Annotated in this window: 17 protein-coding genes; 7 read left to right on the top strand and 10 right to left on the bottom strand. The window is 40.4% G+C overall.

Annotated elements, in window-relative coordinates; all coding sequences use genetic code 11:
- Positions 1-2: 2 nt before the first annotated feature.
- The 5 genes from SULAR_RS00480 (at position 3) to SULAR_RS00460 (ending at position 4,970) form a co-directional block, all read left to right on the top strand.
- Positions 3-1,259 carry a pitrilysin family protein gene (locus tag SULAR_RS00480; protein ID WP_008241825.1) on the top strand — a complete coding sequence of 419 codons (1,257 nt, stop codon included), beginning with the start codon at positions 3-5 and terminating at the stop codon, positions 1,257-1,259.
- A 10-nt stretch (positions 1,260-1,269) separates the two neighbouring features.
- A complete protein-coding gene (gene dapA, locus SULAR_RS00475) occupies positions 1,270-2,163 on the top strand; it encodes a 4-hydroxy-tetrahydrodipicolinate synthase (protein ID WP_008241822.1) in 894 nt (297 codons plus the stop codon).
- 1 nt (position 2,164) lies between these two features.
- A complete protein-coding gene (locus SULAR_RS00470; RefSeq protein ID WP_008241821.1) occupies positions 2,165-2,944 on the top strand; it encodes an enoyl-ACP reductase in 780 nt (259 codons plus the stop codon).
- A gap of 179 nt (positions 2,945-3,123) precedes the next feature.
- Positions 3,124-3,684, top strand: coding sequence for a CDP-diacylglycerol--glycerol-3-phosphate 3-phosphatidyltransferase (gene pgsA / locus SULAR_RS00465; RefSeq protein WP_008241819.1), 561 nt, complete (start codon positions 3,124-3,126; stop codon positions 3,682-3,684).
- 89 nt (positions 3,685-3,773) lie between these two features.
- Positions 3,774-4,970 carry an OprD family outer membrane porin gene (locus tag SULAR_RS00460; protein WP_008241817.1) on the top strand — a complete coding sequence of 399 codons (1,197 nt, stop codon included), beginning with the start codon at positions 3,774-3,776 and terminating at the stop codon, positions 4,968-4,970.
- A gap of 109 nt (positions 4,971-5,079) precedes the next feature.
- Here SULAR_RS00460 and SULAR_RS00455 read toward each other — a convergent pair whose 3' ends face one another.
- The gene (locus SULAR_RS00455; RefSeq protein WP_008241815.1) at positions 5,080-6,135 is read right to left on the bottom strand and encodes a hypothetical protein; all 1,056 of its coding nucleotides are present in this window, start codon (positions 6,133-6,135) and stop codon (positions 5,080-5,082) included.
- A gap of 111 nt (positions 6,136-6,246) precedes the next feature.
- Between SULAR_RS00455 and rseP the strand changes: the two genes are divergently transcribed.
- Positions 6,247-7,299, top strand: coding sequence for an RIP metalloprotease RseP (gene rseP, locus SULAR_RS00450; RefSeq protein WP_008241813.1), 1,053 nt, complete (start codon positions 6,247-6,249; stop codon positions 7,297-7,299).
- A gap of 63 nt (positions 7,300-7,362) precedes the next feature.
- Positions 7,363-8,046: a YggS family pyridoxal phosphate-dependent enzyme gene (locus tag SULAR_RS00445; RefSeq protein WP_008241806.1), complete on the top strand. Its 684-nt coding sequence runs from the start codon at positions 7,363-7,365 to the stop codon at positions 8,044-8,046.
- Positions 8,047-8,080: 34 nt separating this feature from the next.
- Here the strand turns inward: SULAR_RS00445 and SULAR_RS00440 are convergent, their stop codons facing one another.
- The 9 genes from SULAR_RS00440 to SULAR_RS00400 form a co-directional block, all read right to left on the bottom strand.
- Positions 8,081-8,500, bottom strand: coding sequence for a Fur family transcriptional regulator (locus SULAR_RS00440; protein ID WP_008241804.1), 420 nt, complete (start codon positions 8,498-8,500; stop codon positions 8,081-8,083).
- An 85-nt stretch (positions 8,501-8,585) separates the two neighbouring features.
- Positions 8,586-9,182, bottom strand: coding sequence for a peroxiredoxin (locus SULAR_RS00435; RefSeq protein WP_008241803.1), 597 nt, complete (start codon positions 9,180-9,182; stop codon positions 8,586-8,588).
- Positions 9,183-9,250: 68 nt separating this feature from the next.
- On the bottom strand, positions 9,251-11,071 hold the full coding sequence (locus SULAR_RS00430) for a menaquinone biosynthesis decarboxylase (protein ID WP_008241802.1): 1,821 nt from the start codon (positions 11,069-11,071) through the stop codon (positions 9,251-9,253).
- Between the two features lie 49 nt (positions 11,072-11,120).
- The gene (gene hemC / locus SULAR_RS00425; protein WP_008241801.1) at positions 11,121-12,074 is read right to left on the bottom strand and encodes a hydroxymethylbilane synthase; all 954 of its coding nucleotides are present in this window, start codon (positions 12,072-12,074) and stop codon (positions 11,121-11,123) included.
- A 55-nt stretch (positions 12,075-12,129) separates the two neighbouring features.
- A complete protein-coding gene (locus SULAR_RS00420; protein ID WP_008241800.1) occupies positions 12,130-12,963 on the bottom strand; it encodes a thioredoxin domain-containing protein in 834 nt (277 codons plus the stop codon).
- Positions 12,908-13,330 carry an FxsA family protein gene (locus SULAR_RS00415; protein ID WP_008241799.1) on the bottom strand — a complete coding sequence of 141 codons (423 nt, stop codon included), beginning with the start codon at positions 13,328-13,330 and terminating at the stop codon, positions 12,908-12,910. The genes SULAR_RS00420 and SULAR_RS00415 overlap by 56 nt, the downstream gene beginning before the upstream one ends.
- A 1-nt stretch (position 13,331) precedes the next feature.
- Complete coding sequence (gene proS, locus SULAR_RS00410) at positions 13,332-14,852, bottom strand: proline--tRNA ligase (protein ID WP_008241798.1); 1,521 nt, start codon at positions 14,850-14,852, stop codon at positions 13,332-13,334.
- Positions 14,849-16,156 carry a glutamyl-tRNA reductase gene (gene hemA / locus SULAR_RS00405; protein ID WP_008241797.1) on the bottom strand — a complete coding sequence of 436 codons (1,308 nt, stop codon included), beginning with the start codon at positions 16,154-16,156 and terminating at the stop codon, positions 14,849-14,851. Before hemA ends, proS begins: the two co-directional genes overlap by 4 nt.
- A complete protein-coding gene (locus SULAR_RS00400; protein WP_008241789.1) occupies positions 16,156-17,052 on the bottom strand; it encodes a polyprenyl synthetase family protein in 897 nt (298 codons plus the stop codon). Before SULAR_RS00400 ends, hemA begins: the two co-directional genes overlap by 1 nt.
- Positions 17,053-17,145 lie beyond the last annotated feature (93 nt).

Here is a 17,145-nt window from a genome sequence, read left to right as displayed (position 1 = left end):
CAATGGCCAATTCATTGCCAGAACATTTTACAAAAACATTGGATAACGGCATGCAGATCGTTGTCATCCCTATGGATAACGATTCAGGTGTTATCACGACAGATATCTACTACAAAGTAGGAAGTAGAAATGAAGTGATGGGTAAAAGCGGTATGGCTCATATGCTGGAGCATCTCTCTTTCAAATCTACAGATAAACTCAAAGAGGGTGAATTTGACACGATCGTCAAAAGTCGCGGGGGTGTCAATAACGCAGCCACCGGTTTTGACAAAACACACTACTATATTAAAACTGCCAGTAAGAACCTGGCACTCAGTCTTGACCTCTTCTCTGAACTGATGCATAACCTGAAACTCACCGATGAAGAGTTTCAAAAAGAGCGTGATGTGGTTGCTGAAGAGAGACGTCTTAGAACAGATAACAACCCTATGGGCTATCTTTACTTCAGGGTCTTCAATACACATTTTACCTACCACCCTTACCATTGGCTACCGATCGGTTTTATGGAAGACATTCTCTCATGGAAGATAGAAGATATAAGAGACTTCTATCAACGTTATTATCAACCAAGTAATGCCATTTTAGTTGTAGCTGGTGATATCACACCTGAAGAGGTCTTTAAAGAATCAGAAAAATATTTTGGACACATACAAAATAAACATGAGATCCCAAAGGTCACTGCTGTTGAACCTAAAATAGATGGTGCAAAGAGAGCTGTACTTCATAAAGAGAGTAATCAGGTCGATACCCTTGCGATCACCTATTCCATTCCCAACTATGAAGATGATGACCAGGTAGTGCTTTCTGCGATCAGCCATATACTCAGTGCCGGGAAAAGTTCACGTTTCGAAAAAACACTGGTGAATGAAAAGCAACTGGCAAACCAGGTTTATGGCTACAATATGGAACTTGCAGACCCTGGTGTTTTTCTCATAATGGCGATGTGTTCACCTCAAGCATCTTTGGATACTTTGGAAAAAGAGATCCTTGCTGAACTTGAAAAGATCAAAAACGGTGATGTCACACAAGCCGAACTAGATAAGGTCAAGATCAATACAAAAGCAGAATTTATCTACTCTTTAGAGAGTTCAAGTTCCGTTGCAGGGCTCTATGGAGATTACTATGTCAAGGGAAATATCCAGCCTTTACTTGAATATGAAGAGAAATTGGATAAAATTACGCTCAAAGATATTAGCGATGCCGCTAAAAAGTATTTTGATCACAATTTTTCAACAACTGTGATCTTGAAAAAAAACTAGGATAGTAGAGATGAGTAACTATATTACAGGTGCGACCACTGCACTGATCACTCCATTTAAAAATGGTACATTGGATGAAGCAACCTATGCAACACTGATCAAAAGACAAATAGCGCATGGGATCGATGCGGTATGTCCTGTAGGAACGACAGGTGAGAGTGCGACGCTAAGTCATGATGAGCACAAAAGATGTATTGAGATAGCTGTTGAAGTCTGTAAAGGCACAGAGACAAAAGTCCTTGCTGGAGCAGGAAGCAATGCGACGCATGAAGCCATTGACATCGCCAAACATGCTGAAGCATGTGGTGTAGATGCAATCTTCTCTGTGAGTCCTTATTACAATAAACCAAGTCAGGAAGGACTTTACCAACATTATAAAGCGATTGCTTCTGCCGTAAAAGTACCTTTTATGCTCTATAATGTACCGGGACGTACAGGTGTAGATATCTTACCCGATACAGTGAAAAGACTCTATGATGATGTAGAGAACATTATGGGTATCAAAGAAGCAACAGGGTCTATAGAAAGAACAGTTGAACTTTTGGCAAAAATACCTGACCTCTATGTATTCTCTGGTGATGATGTTATCGATTTTCCTATTTTAGCCAGTGGAGGAAAGGGGATCACTTCTGTCACTTCCAACCTTTTACCAGATATGAAAGCAGAACTTACTCATGCAGCGCTTGAAGGTGACTTTGTAAAATCTAAAGCCATTAATGATAAACTTTTTGAGATCAACAAAGTGCTTTTCTGTGAAAGCAATCCTATTCCGATCAAAGCCGCGATGTATATCGCAGGACTGATCGATACACTCGAATATAGATTACCTCTTGTACCTCCAAGCAGTAAAAATATGAAAAAGATCGAAGAAGTCATGAAAAAATACAATATAGTAGGAGCATAATATGTCAGAAATGAAAGGTAAAACACTTGTCATCACAGGAGCAACCAAGGGTATCGGTAAAGCCGTAGCCGAAAAATTTGCTCAGAATGGTGTAAATATCGCATTTACATATAACTCTAACAAAGAAGCTGCCGATAAGATCGCTGCAGACCTTGAGAGCAAATACGGTGTGAAGGCAAGAGCATACCCACTGAACATATTAGAACTTGATGAATTCAAACCTCTGTTTGAAGCGATCGATAAAGACTTTGACAGAGTCGATTTCTTTGTATCTAATGCTATGATCTACGGCCGTCCGGTCGTAGGTGGTTATGGTAAATTCATGAAACTCAGACCTTCAAAAGGTTTAACCAACATCTATACTGCCACGGTAGGTGCATTTGTACGTGGTTCACAAGAAGCTGCCGTACGTATGGAAAAAGTAGGTGGCGGTGCCATCGTAACACTGAGTTCAACAGGTAACCTTATCTACATCGAAAACTATGCAGGTCATGGTACCAATAAAGCAGCGGTTGAAGCTATGGCTCGTTATGCTGCTGTTGAACTGGGAGAGATGGGTATCAGGGTCAATGCAGTATCCGGTGGGCCTATCGATACAGATGCACTAAAAGCCTTCACCAACTATGAAGAGGTCAAAGCCGAAACCATTAAACGATCAGCCGTAAACAGAATGGGAAGCCCTGAAGACCTTGCCGGTGCTGTTTATTTTCTTTGTACGGATGAAGCATCATGGATCACAGGCCAAACTTTAGTTGTTGACGGTGGAACTACATTCCGTTAAGGAGATATCCTTCTCCATTTCTATAAATCACGCGAATGCGTGTTTGTCACTATGAACACCCTTGAAAGCGTAGTGACTTGAGAGTAGTGACGCTTTTTTTTGCTTCGTTTTTTTCTAAAAAAAATGAAGAGATAAACAACACCTCACTTCAAATATGAGGAAGTATAAGGAGTTAGACGATGAGTAAAGCCCAGATCTTTAATATCCCAAATATCTTAGCATTTATCCGTCTTCTTCTTGCTCCCGTGATGTTCCTTTTTCTGGTCAACCAGGATGCATCACTCTTTCAAGGTATACACCCTTCTTGGCTCAACTACTTTGCAGCCTTTATTTTCGTGGTAGCCTCTGCTACAGACTTTTTTGATGGTTACATCGCACGTACTTTCAACCAGATCACCACTATGGGTAAGATACTTGACCCTTTGGCAGACAAGATGTTAACATTGGCAGGCTTTTTAGGACTCATGATGCTTGGGTCTGCTTCGCCTTGGGCAATCTTTCTTATACTCACACGAGAACTCTTCATTACAGGCCTTAGAGTATCTGCAGTAAGTCAAGGCCTTGACATTGCCGCATCATGGATGGGTAAAGTAAAAACAGTAGCACAGATGGTCGCTATAGGTTTTTTACTGATGCAGTGGCCGGGTGCTGAACTTCTTTTATGGACTGCTGTAGCATTAACTCTCTACTCTGGCTATGAATATGTCAGAGATTTCTTCAAACATACTTCTACACATTAAATTGATTAAAAATTAATCACATTCCCGTTTATTTTCCGTTAACGTTCATGTTACACTTACTTATCCAAATTAAAAAACAAGGAAAAAACATGAAATGGACAAAATTAAGTTTAGTAGCAGCTTTAGCTGTTAGCTCGGCAGTTGCAGGCGGAGACATCGCTCCTGTAGAACCGGTTGTTGAGGCTCCAGTTGTTGAAGCGGCGTCAGCTACAACTTTCGGCGGTAAATTAACAGGATACTACATTACTGATGATAGTGAGTATGATCCTACTGGCTCTGGTTACCCTGATGATATGTTCGGAGACCATGCACAATTAGCTTTTGGCGCAACACTGGATGTATCACATAAATTTACTGATTGGTTGACAGCAAACTTCTCAGCTGTTGGGTACATCAATACGATGAACGCAGATACATGGGGATACTTCGAAGATGGTGATAAAAGAGGTGCATTCTTCCAAATCGCGAACTTAACAGCAACCTATGAAGACACTACTTTGGTAGCAGGTCGTCAATTACTTGGTACACCAATGCTACAAGGCTATGATTGGTTGCTTGCACCGGGTGCATTTGAAGCGTATACTGTAATGAACAGTTCTATAGAAAATGTAACTCTTGTTGGATCATATGTAACTAAACATAGAGCTAACAACTCTGGTGAATTCGGTGGTTCACTTGATGGAGACAACTGGACAATTGGTGCAGCCTATGATGACAAAACGATCAGTGGTAGCGTTTGGTACTATAATATCGATGCAGGTGCAGAAGCAGGCAATCCTGACAAATATACTCAAGTTTATGCTGATCTTGGTTACGATTTTGGTTCATTCAAACTTGAAGGTCAATACGTAGATACTAGCTATGATACAGCTGGAGTTACGGATGCAACAGCATATGGTGTGATGGTATCTACATCAGTAGCAGGGTTTGACTTAAGTGCAGCATACAACAGTTTAAATGATAATGCAACAGGATTTGTTGGATGGAACTCACTTTACACTAACCAATGGAACTCTACAGTAGCTAATCAATTAGCATCAGGTGAAGATATTGATGCATTTAAAGTGGCTGCTGCAACAACGATCATGGATATCGCTACTGAAGTTTCTTATGCAGATTATGACAATGACAGTTATGAATTTGATGTAGTGCTTGGGTATGACATCACAGATGCGATTGATGCTGGTATTGTTTATACAAATACTGAAAGTACTGTTTGGACGGATATCAACGATAATCCTATTGATGTAAATCAGCTTGAACTATACGTAAACTACAAGTTTTAATCCAACATTGTAGTCTCCTAAAAACCCGTTTGAATACGCCACTCTCTTCGGAGAGTGTTCGGGCTTTATCCCAAATGATCTTCTCACAAATAACAGTACACACCTATCACTAAAACCTTTTAATAAATATATATAGTTTATCTTTTGCATTCTGTAAAGCAAGTATACTTTCATCAGTAATTTTTTCATCTACTACTATAGGAACGTTTAATACACCACTTATAGATTCTATAAGCCCTTTTGTATCCTCTATCTCTGCCAATGACCTCTCATGATACATTGCACCTTTTTCTTTCTCCCCTTCAAAATAAAGAATACGTTGCAGTTTTCCTTTTTGTTCGTTCAAAAGAATCTGATAGGCTTTCAAGGTACCTATGATATCTTGTACATGTGTATCTATCTTCTCCATCTTCTCTTTACAATCATCTTTTTGCACAGCATAAAGTTCTGCTTCAACAAATTGTTTAACAGCCAAATGAAGATTACTTCTGGCTTTCAAACTCATCCGTATTTTATAGATAAAAATCATGACCGATAGTACTATAAATCCCAATACACCTGTACCAATGGCAACATCTTCCTGCACCCCGATAATAGTACTAAACCATGCTAAGATACTTTCTATCTCATTTTCTGAAGGTACTTTCCTGACATCAAGTATCATCTCTAACTTTTCAGTGGCTATATAAAACATTCCTACAGCCGTAGTTATGCCTCCGAGTAATGCATAAAAAAGTCCTGTGATCCTGCCACTTGAAATATCTTTAAGTCTAAAAGGCTTCCATTCTTCTTGAGTACTAAATACAACTACCGGCTTTTCTGCTTCCTCACATAGGACCTGATACTTTAATTGCTTTAGCAAAGACACACTCGCGTCAAAACCACCTTGCTGCAGTGTTGATCTAGCCTCCTCATATGCTTTCAGGTTAGATTCATACATATGTCTGCAGGCATCTATACGTTTGGATGTATTATCCACTATATTTTTTGCTTTCTTGATAAGACTTTTTGCCTTACTGTACTTTGTTGTTTTTCCCGAGATGGGACTAGGCTCAATAGGTGCTTCTACAGACTCTTTTTCTACTATAATTCCCTCCCTGACTTCTAAGACTTCATCTTCATCGTTTGGTATCATATTTTCTTCTACATTTTTCTGTTCGCTCATCTTTTTATCCTTCTCATTTATTTTAACAAAAATTTTTCATTATAGTTTTAATCTATATCAACTTTTTACAACACTTGGATATAATTCATAATATTTGAACAGAGGAATTTTATGGGCATTATAATTGCACTTTTGGTCTTGTCGGTACTGATCTTTTTTCATGAACTTGGGCACTTTACAGCCGCACGTTTTTTTGGTGTACAGGTGGATGTCTTTAGCATAGGTTTTGGTAAAAAACTCTACTCCAAGATGATAGGAAAAACGGAGTGGAGTCTCTCTGCTATACCTCTAGGCGGATATGTCAAAATGAAAGGACAGGATGACACTGATCCTAATGCGGTCTCTTATGATGAAGATTCGTACAATGTAAAAAAACCATGGCAGCGTATCATCATATTATTGGCTGGACCTTTTGCCAATTTCCTGCTGGCTTTTCTGCTTTACTTTGCGATAGCGAACATTGGTGTCCCGAAACTCTTGCCATATGTCGGTGAAATAGGAAAAGATACTCCTGCATTCAAGGCGGGGTTAACCAAGGATGACAAGATCATTCAAGTCAATGCTCACAATATCCAGTACTGGGAAGAGATCGGGGAGAACATTAACGGAGATAAAGGTGACATTACCCTCGTCGTAGAACGTGAAGAACAGCTCATTACACTGCAACTCATACCAAAGGTCATAGAGGACAGAAACATCTTTGGAGAAAAGATCACCAGACGTATCATCGGAATCAGTCCATCGGGACAACAAACGACGGTCTACTTCGGATTGATAGATGGATTGGTGTATGCATGGGATGAAACAAAAAAAGCCTCTTTGCTCATCGTAGAGAGTGTAGAAAAACTGATCACCGGAGTGGTCGGTACAGATAAACTCGGAGGTATCATCACTATCGTGGATGTCACTGCCCAAGCGAGTAATGCAGGTATACTGGCTCTTTTCTTCTTTACCGCGCTCATTTCGGTCAATCTTGGAGTACTGAACCTGCTTCCTATACCTGCACTGGACGGTGGGCATATTATGTTTAACCTCTACGAGATGTTAACGGGTAGAACTGCCAGTGAACAAGTGATGTATATCATCACATTGGTAGGTTGGGCTATACTCATCTCTCTTATGATGTTAGGATTGTATAATGATATCAATAGACTTTGGGGCTAAAAACCAAAATGGTCTAAGTGGAAGCATAGCCGTGCAGGTAATTCATTAGAAAGGATAAGAAATATGATACTTGATAAAGAGCATTTAAGAGCAAATCTTGATGAAGTGATATGGAACATAGAACAAGCACGTATCGCAGTAAGTGAACACCACATTGTAAAACTTGTCACCGTGGCCAAATACACTGAACTGGAGAATATTGCTACACTCTATGAACTGGGACAGAGGGCCTTTGGTGAAAATCAGGTACAACAGCTCAAAGAGCGTATGCATGCTCTCGAAGAGCTTCCGCTTGAGTGGCATATGATCGGTTCTCTCCAAAAAAACAAGATCAATAACCTCATAGATCTACGTCCTACCCTTATGCAATCACTTGACAGTATAGAATTGGCAACAGAACTGAACAAAAAGCTCTTGGCAAAAGAGACAAAAATGCACTGCCTACTTCAGATCAATGCAGCCAATGAAACAACGAAATCAGGTGTAACTCCTGAAAAGGCTGTGGATATCTACCAAACGATCAAAGAGACCTGTCCTCAGATCAATCTCAAAGGCGTGATGACAATCGGTGCACACAGTGATGATACAAAACTGATACAACAAAGTTTTGAAAGCACATACAGTATCTATGAGAAACTAAAAAAAGAGGGTGCGACTGTCTGCTCTATGGGTATGAGTGGTGATTATGAATTGGCTATAAAATGTGGATCAAATTTGGTGAGGGTTGGATCAGCACTGTTTAAATAAGTTGTTATAGGTTTTAATGAAACCTATAACTATTTTAGGCAACTGCATCTATACAGTGACTACATACGCCGTAAAGATTGATCTGTTGTTTACTTATTGTAAAGTTCTCTTGCTTTGTGATAGAAGTAAAGAGTTCATCTGCAACCGTGTGTTGCGGTTTATCTTCCACCTCTCCGCATTCTGTACAGACCAGATGGATATGATCTTCCTTTAAAAGTTCATATTTTGACTTTTTACCTGTGATAGGCACTTCTACAAGTACACCCTTCTCGACCATTAAAATAATATTTTTATACACAGTTGCAAGTGAAAGAGATGGATGTGTTTTAATGACTTCTGCATAGATAGTATCAATAGACATATGGCCATATGCTTCTATCTTTTCCAATATATTCATACGTTGAAATGTAGCTTTTAATCCGCTGCTTTTAAGTAGCATTGCATAATCTGTCATAATTTTCCTTTCAATGCATATATCAATGTACCGCTATACACTGATATATACATTCCCATCTTTAATGATGGGAACATATACACGATTATAGGTCGTTTTCGTGTTTTGCAAGATATTCAGCAACACCTGCAGTGTCTGCTTTCATACCTTCGTCACCTTTTTGCCAACCAGCAGGACAAACTTCACCATGCTCATTAGTAAAGAGCATTGTATCTACCATTCTGATCATTTCATCGATGTTTCTTCCAAGTGGAAGGTCATTGATGACGGCATGTCTAACAGTACCATCAGCATCAATAAGGAAAGAACCTCTAAGTGCTACTGCATCATCAAGAAGTACATCATAATCTCTAGCAATTTGCTTATTAAGGTCTGCAACCAGTGGCATATCAACTCTACCGATACCACCTTCAGCTACTGGAGTTTCTCTCCAAGCGAAGTGTGAAAATTGTGAATCTATAGAACATCCGATTACATTGATACCTCTTTCTCTGAACTCTTTAGCTCTGTGAGAAAATGCGATGATCTCTGATGGACATACAAAAGTAAAGTCTAGTGGATAGAAGAAAAGTACTGCACCTTTTTCACCTAGGTTTTCCATAAGATTGAAGTTGTCTACGATTGAACCGTCTGCAAGTACGGCTGTTGCTGTAAAGTCTGGAGCTTTTTTTGTTACTAACATGTTTTTCCTTATTGATAATTTTTATTAACAAGGAAATATTATCACAATATCTTTAAAAGGAAATTAAATTAAAAAGGAAGCAATCCAAATTTTTTAATAAACGCCTCATCTATATCAATAAGCCCTTTTTCCTGAAGCCTATCAAGTACCTCTTTTGTACAGAAAGTATCTCCGGGCCATTCTCTTTCATAGCCGTCTACTTCACTTTTATTCGTTCCATCGATCGCTATGAATGGTTTAAGTATGATATCACGACCTGCGTCTATATTGTTCACTACACGCCAGATGAGCATATAAGCATCATCGAGATCATTATTCGCATGGTCAACAATGACAAGGAGTTTGATATGCTTCTCAAGACCTTTAAGTTTTTGAATCAGCTCAAGTTGAGAGTTTTGTTTATCCACACTGATCACACAGATCGGTGTTTTGGTCTCTGTCATGTATTGTTTCAGCCCTACTACACTGCTGCTGATCTCTTGTATCTTCTCAAGTAGCGCTTCATCTGAAAGTAAGGCTTCTACACCGTTTTCTACTTCATCCCCTGTTGCATCCACACCCAGTTTGCCACCGACGAACTGTTCAGAGGAGGAATGGTCAAGATGGTCCACGATACCTTGTGTGATGAGCACTTTACTCTGATCGAGTCGATTGAGTATATATGTAGCCAATGCTTTACTCTCCTCAAGTTCAGGCGCATCTTCTCCTACAAAAATAGCATGTTTTACAAAACTCATCTGGCCCACACCCCAGAAAGCATGCATGATCTGTTGTGCATGCCCTTTATAAAGTGTTTTTATCTTTGCCAGTATGAGGTTGTGAAACACGCCGTTTTCAGGCATATTATAATCTATAAGATCCGGTGCCATAGGTTTAAGCATCGGTAAAAAAATGCGTTCAGTAGCCCATCCCATATACTTATCTTCCAACGGCGGTTTTCCTACCACTGTTGCCTGAAATACAGGGTTCTTTTTCATTGTAATGGTCTCAACCTCCATCACAGGGAAAGGCTCTTTCAGTGTATAATAACCTGTATGGTCACCAAAAGGTCCTTCAATCTCCATCACTTCAGGATCCACGAAACCTTCTATGACCACATCCACATCACGAGGGATATAAATATCATTGGTGATCGACTTCACCAGCTGGGCATTTTTATTGCGTACAAAACCATAGAGAAGCAATTCAAACATACCATGAGGCATGGGTGCCTGTCCGCACCAGATATAAAGAGGGTCACCGCCTATAGCCACGGTTACAGGCATTTTTTTACCGGCCTTTTGATACTGGTCAAAGAAGTGAGAGGCATCTTTGTGTATCTGCCAGTGCATCCCCAGTCTCTTTTTATCATACTGCTGCAGTCTGTACATCCCCAGATTCTGCATCTCGCCGTCAAGACTTTTTGTATAGACCTGTCCCATCGTGATAAAGGGTCCACCGTCCTCTTCCCAAGTCTTCAGTATAGGTAACCTGTCCAGATCCACCTCCTCTTTAGGAATGATGATCTCTTGACACTCTCCTTTGAACTTTAAACGTTTAGGAAATACATTTTTAAGTGAAAAGAGTTTAGGCAGCATTGCCAGCTTTGCTTTCAATCCTTTGGGTGGTTTGAGCTTAAGCAGTTCATCGATCCCCTCTGCAACAGTATCAGGATGTTTGCCGAAGATCCTTTCGGTCAGATCTTTGTTGGCAAAGATATTCATCAGTACAGGCATCTCATACGTTATGCCTTTGGCCTTGTTCACAGGATTGGTAAAAAGGATAGGACGAGAGTTGTCTGTTTTTACCTCGACATAGGCAACATGAGGGATCTCAAGCTCCACATCAAGCGGTTCGTCTATGATCTTTAAGTTGCCGTTATCTTTAAGCCATTGTACTACGTCTTGCATTTAGTATTCTCTTTTTTTCTAAAACATTCGATCTATAAGTATGTCCTACTTATAGTCTTTCTGGCATTTCATCTTTAAATGCTATTACTTCTGCTTTTTCGAGTACCTCCAAAGCACCATCAGCGATCATCGCTTCAGCCAACTCTTGGCCTAACGTATCGCACGTACTTACCTTTGAGATCAATGCTTTATGCATAATGTTTGTACCGTCTGGATATCCAAGCATCGCTTTAACCGTAATATCATCACCTGTGATGATCGCATTCACAGCCACAGGAGCAGAACAACCTGCTCCTATCTTTGAGACAAAGTCACGTTCTAACTTTGTGCAGAGATAAGAATTCTCATCATTTAAAGTCATGGCAATTTCACGAACCCTGTCATTATCACTCACAATTTCAATACCCAACGCAGCCTGTCCCATCGGTGGTATAAAGAAATCCAGTTTTTCAACAAAAGGAATATCCTTCAACAGATCAAGCCTATGCAGTCCAATATAAGCAAGTATGATTGCATCATACTGCCCCTCTTTAAGCTTTCTGAGTCTTGTATTAACATTTCCTCTAAGTTCTTTGACCACTAGATCCGGACGTTTTTCAAGCAGTTGCATTCGTCTTCTTAGACTTGTGGTTCCTACTACAGCACCCTGAGGAAGTTCATCCAGACTTTCATACGTATGCGAGAGCAGAACATCACTCTGATCTTGACGTGTTGTAATCGCACACAGTTCCAACCCTTCAGGAATATAGGTAGGGACATCTTTGAGCGAGTGCACTGCAAGATGCGCATTTCCCTCAATCATCTCATCTTCCAGCTCTTTGGTAAAGTGCCCTTTCCCCCCTATGAGTGCAAGAGGTTTGTCCAATATCTTGTCACCTTTAGAGGTGATCTTATTCAGTTCTACTGTGATCTCAGGAAAAGATGTTTCGATTCTCTCTTTAACATGATATGCCTGCCAAAGGGCAAGATCACTTGCTCTTGTCGCGATAATTAATTTTTCCACTGTTACCCTTGTCTATTTCTGCATTAGGTAATGCCTTATGCATATTCCCACTCTATTACTTTATGAGTTTTTTATACCCATCACGCATTTTGTCCCACTCACCATCTATATAGATCGTAGGTGTACCTGTGACCATCAGTTTACTCGAAGCCATTTCATCTGCCTGCATAGCTGCTTTCACCTCTTTTGCATCTACCTGTGCTGCTGTTACACTATAACCGGTATGGCTTTTCACTGCCGCAAGTATCTTCGTCATGTCTGTCTCTCTTGGGTCGATCTTCAATGAATAGATCTTTTCAACCACATCTGTTTTACCTTCATGTTGTGCCACATGCATCACACGTGTCAGTACATCTGAAACAGGATGTATACGAAGTAACGGTAGGTGATAATAATAGACTGCAATCTTTGCAGGGTTCTCTTTAGATACTTTGAAGATAGCCGGTACTACTTCTTGACAGAATGGACACTGCGGGTCAGAGAAGATAAGTATCTTATGCTTTGCATCCTTGTTACCAAACAGCAGATGCGCATCATCATAATAGCTCTGGGGGACACTAGGTTTGATCTCATCTCTATAATCATTTCCGGTTTTTAGATTCACTAAATGTCCTGTGACAAGTCCATCTTTTACAAACATCATTTCCGGTGCATGGATCTCTTTTTTCTGATACTCCAGATCCATGGTCGTCAAAAGAATAGTCCATCCCGGTAATCTTTCATCCGTTTTAGACTCAAGCACGGTGACACCTTTGACTTTTACCTGCGGGTTTTTAACCACAGCTCTCTTCACATATTTAACTAATTGTTTATTATCCGGCTGTGCATTTGCACTAAGAGTCACGCTTGCTAGAACTGTGCTCATCAATAATTTCGACATCAATGACATTATCATCTCCTTGTTTTGTAAAGTGTGTTGTTCCTTCGGGAGTTATTTTAGCAATAAATTGTAAATAAAGTGAGTAAAAAAATGCAATGACTCCCAAAAGGTCACTGAATACTCCCGGAATAATAAGCATTATCGCAGCCATAAAATAAGACATACTTGCATTTTGAAATCTTCTAAGGTCAAGTTTTCCCTGTCTCATTGACTGCATATTGCCCATCATCGTTTGTGATGACTTCTGTAAAAGCATCATGCCCAGAGCAAAACTCAGTACGATCCATACCACTGACCAAAAGAAACCTATGGTCTCCCCTGTCTTGAGCGAAAGGTAAAGTTCAATAAGAGCAAAAGGAATGATCAAAAATATCATATTAAAATCTTTTAGACAGAAGATCAACGATGGTATCTACAGAGACTTCTTCTTTAAGCATACCGTCTCTGGTCATAAACTCTACGGTACCCTCTGCCAGTTTCTTTCCTATGACCACTGCATGCGGTACACCGATAAGCTCATAGTCTTTTATCTTCGCACCAAATCTGTCTTTTCTGTCATCAAGCAACACATCCACACCTTTGGCTAACATCGCTTCATAGAGTTGTTCACCTAAAGTGACTTGTGCATCATCTTTGATGTTGGAGACGATGATCTGAAGATCGAACGGAGCAGACTCTTTTGTCCAGATACACCCCTTATCATCATGGTTCTGTTCGATGATGGCCGCAAGCAGACGACTCACACCGATACCATAGGTTCCCATGACCATAGGCTGAGATTTCCCATTCTCATCCAGGAAGTTTGCAGCTAACGGCTCAGAGTATCGAGTTCCCAGTTGGAAAATATGTCCGGCTTCGATACCCTTGGTATAACGTAATGAACCACTGCAAGAGGCACAAGCATCACCCTCTTGAACCGCCGAGATATCTGCATAGATTTTCTCCTCAGCTGTAAGGTCATCTATACCTTCCAATGCAGTGTCAACCACGAGTGTCACTATCGCGGCTTCCTCTTCATATTCTACAAGGTCATTGGCATTGACCGCATTACAGGCTTTCACATCCTGAAGTTCTACAGATGCAGGTAAAGCAAAATGTACCACTTTGCTGACACCTTCATCATACAGTGCTTTCATCGCAATCACTTTGATCTCTGTAGAAGCGTCATAGGCTTTCGGTTTTGCGACAGCAGCTTCTATATTAGCACCATAGTCACATTCGTTACATACCACGATCGTATCCTCACCAGAGTCAGCCAATACCATGAACTCTTTGCTTCCAGACCCCCCGATCGCCCCAGAGTCTGCATCTACGACCCTGAACTCCAGTCCAAGGCGTGTGAATATCTTTTTGTACGTCTCTTCCATCAAGGCAAATTCTCTTTGCATATCTTCTGTAGAAGTGTGGAAGCTATAAGCATCTTTCATCAAGAATTCACGTCCGCGCATCAGACCGAAGCGTGGTCTGATCTCATCACGGAACTTAAGGTTGATCTGGTAGACATTTAAAGGAAGCTGTTTATAGCTTTTTACTGTCTGTCTCACCAGGTTCACCATCATCTCTTCATGGGTCGGTCCTAAAATAAAGTCATTCTCCTTACGATCTTTGAAACGTAGGAGCTCCTTACCGTACTTCTCTAAACGGCCACTCTCTTCCCATAGTGCTGCAGGTGTCACAAAAGCAAGACTTACCTCTTGACACCCTGCTTTATCCAATTCCTCTTTGACTACTGCATGTACTTTATCAAGTATCTTTTTGCCTAAAGGCAGAAAATTATAAAGTCCGCTTCCCCCTACCGATTGTATGAATCCACCTCGGATAAGATAGATATGACTTGCCAATGTTGCATCATTAGGTGTCTCTTTAGTTGTAGGGATTAATAATCTTGAAAATCTCACGCGTTGTATCCTTTTGTATGATGGTCATTTTTATACTGTTTCAGGTCAATATTTTCTGTGTCTATATTGAACATTTTTTTGATCGATTCTATGCAGTTCGCATTTTTCTTCTCAGTAGAAGAGTGTCTCAGGTTCTGTGTCGGTGCATGTAAAAAACGTTTGAACATCTGCTCTGCCATTTTGCGCATATTTGCTTCGGCATCTGCAGGTACAAAACCTTTTTTAAGGGCCCTTTTCATTTCAGCGTCTATGGCTTCATTGACCTGTTCTCTCATCTCTTTAATGACTGGTTCTATAGAGAGTGCTCTAAGCCATGCATAGAATTCTTCTTTATATCTCTCAACGATCTCTGCCGCTCTTACTGCCTGTTCTTCACGCAGTGCATGATTGTCTTGAGAGATGGTACGAAGGTCATCAATACGGAAAAGTTGTAGTTTCTCCAACTCCATATCTTCGATATCTCTAGGGATTGCCATATCAAACCAGAGTCTTGGCAAAGCTTCATTCTCTATAAGATCTTGTGTAATGATCGGCTCTTTAGCTGAAGTCGCTGTAAAAAGCAGACGATAACGGTTCAGATACTTTGGAAGTTTCTCCATTGTCGCTGCTTTTACATTTTCACCCAAGGTCTCTGCCACTGTTTCAACCTTCTCTTGGTCTCTTCCCAGCATCACCACATCACAACCTGCTCTAAGAAGATGTTTTGTGGCCAAGACACCCATCTCACCAGCTCCTACTACTACGGCTGTCGTCCCGGCCATACTGTCACCCAAAAGTTTATGTGCCTGTGCCACGGCCACAGAAGCGATCGAAATAGGATTTTGAGAGATATTCGTTGCATTGCGTACTTCTGCTGCACACTTCACCGCATAAGAGATGATACGGTTGAGTTTGCGTCCAGCCGTACCGTTTTGATGAGAGAGCATAAATGCCTCTTTTACCTGCCCTGTGATCTGAGATTCGCCGATGACCAGAGAGTCCAGTGAAGAGACCACAGAAAAAATATGCTGTACAGCCTCTTCATCATCATAACGTACCCCTGAGGATTTGATCTCATAAAAATTCAATTCGCTCTTTTGACTCATCAGTCCCAGAATCGTGTGATAACTTGAAAAGTTGTCACGTGTTGCCAATACGATCTCAACACGGTTGCAAGTAGAAACGATAAATGCTTCATGGATAAATTCAAATTCGACCAGCTGATTGAGCATTTGAATTTTTTCTTCATCATTGGCAAATGCCAACTTTTCTCTCATACCCTGATCACAGTTTTTGTGTGAAAAACTCATCACTTGGTAATACATTAAAAATCCCTTTCTATCATCTGCATAGCGATATTCGAGAGTGCATCTTCACCTTTTTCATTCATCAAAGTGATCGCCTCTTCTATCAGTAGCTTGGCTTCCTGATAACTTTTTTGTATTACCTGGTATTCCTGCATTTTCGTCTTGATCCAAAATTGTTCTTCTATGGAGAGCTTTTTTGCATGTAGTGACTTTAATTTCTCTTTTTCCTCACTCTCCAACACTTCATAGAGATAGATATACGGCAGAGTGGTTTTACCCTCTTCAAAATCATGCAAAGCAGGTTTACCCAATGTAGCACTATCGGAGGTAATATCAAGCAGGTCATCGATCATTTGAAATGCTATACCCAGGTTTCTCCCGTATCTCATATAGGCCTCTTTGGACTTACCTGCCAACAGGGCTGCAGCACCGGCACTTGCTTCCATTAGAGAAGCCGTTTTTTGGTAGATCATTTCAATATAGAGATCTTTGTCCAGATTAAATGTTTTGGAAAGTGAAACATCTTTGAGCTCTCCAAGACTGAGCTGGACAACGGCATTGGAGATCATCTTTGCCACATCCGTACTGATATTATTTAACTCTAAAAAACCTTTTGAGTATAGAACATCACCCAGCATGATGGCTGTTTTATTGCCGTAAAGTGCATTGAGAGAGGGTTTGGAACGTCTGGTATAGGCATCATCTATCACATCATCATGTAACAAACTTGCAGCATGTATCATCTCAACGATAGCAGCAGTTTTTATAACAGAGATACTACCTCCTGCTATTTTCAAAATGAGCTTTGCACGCAGTCTTTTCCCATGAGGTAATTGGGCATAAAGTCCACTTACCTCTTTATCATTCAGATCAGCTATAAATTGTTCTATTTTTCTCTCAACAGCACTTAGCACGTATACCGGTCCTTATTTACCATGGCTCTCAATGATGCTACCCACGGATGTATCCTAATTTATATAAAAGTCAATAATTATAGCCAAATAATG

It is taken from the genome of Sulfurovum sp. AR (assembly GCF_000296775.1).
Taxonomy (GTDB): domain Bacteria; phylum Campylobacterota; class Campylobacteria; order Campylobacterales; family Sulfurovaceae; genus Sulfurovum; species Sulfurovum xiamenensis.
This window is presented reverse-complemented; position numbering and strand designations above follow the sequence as displayed.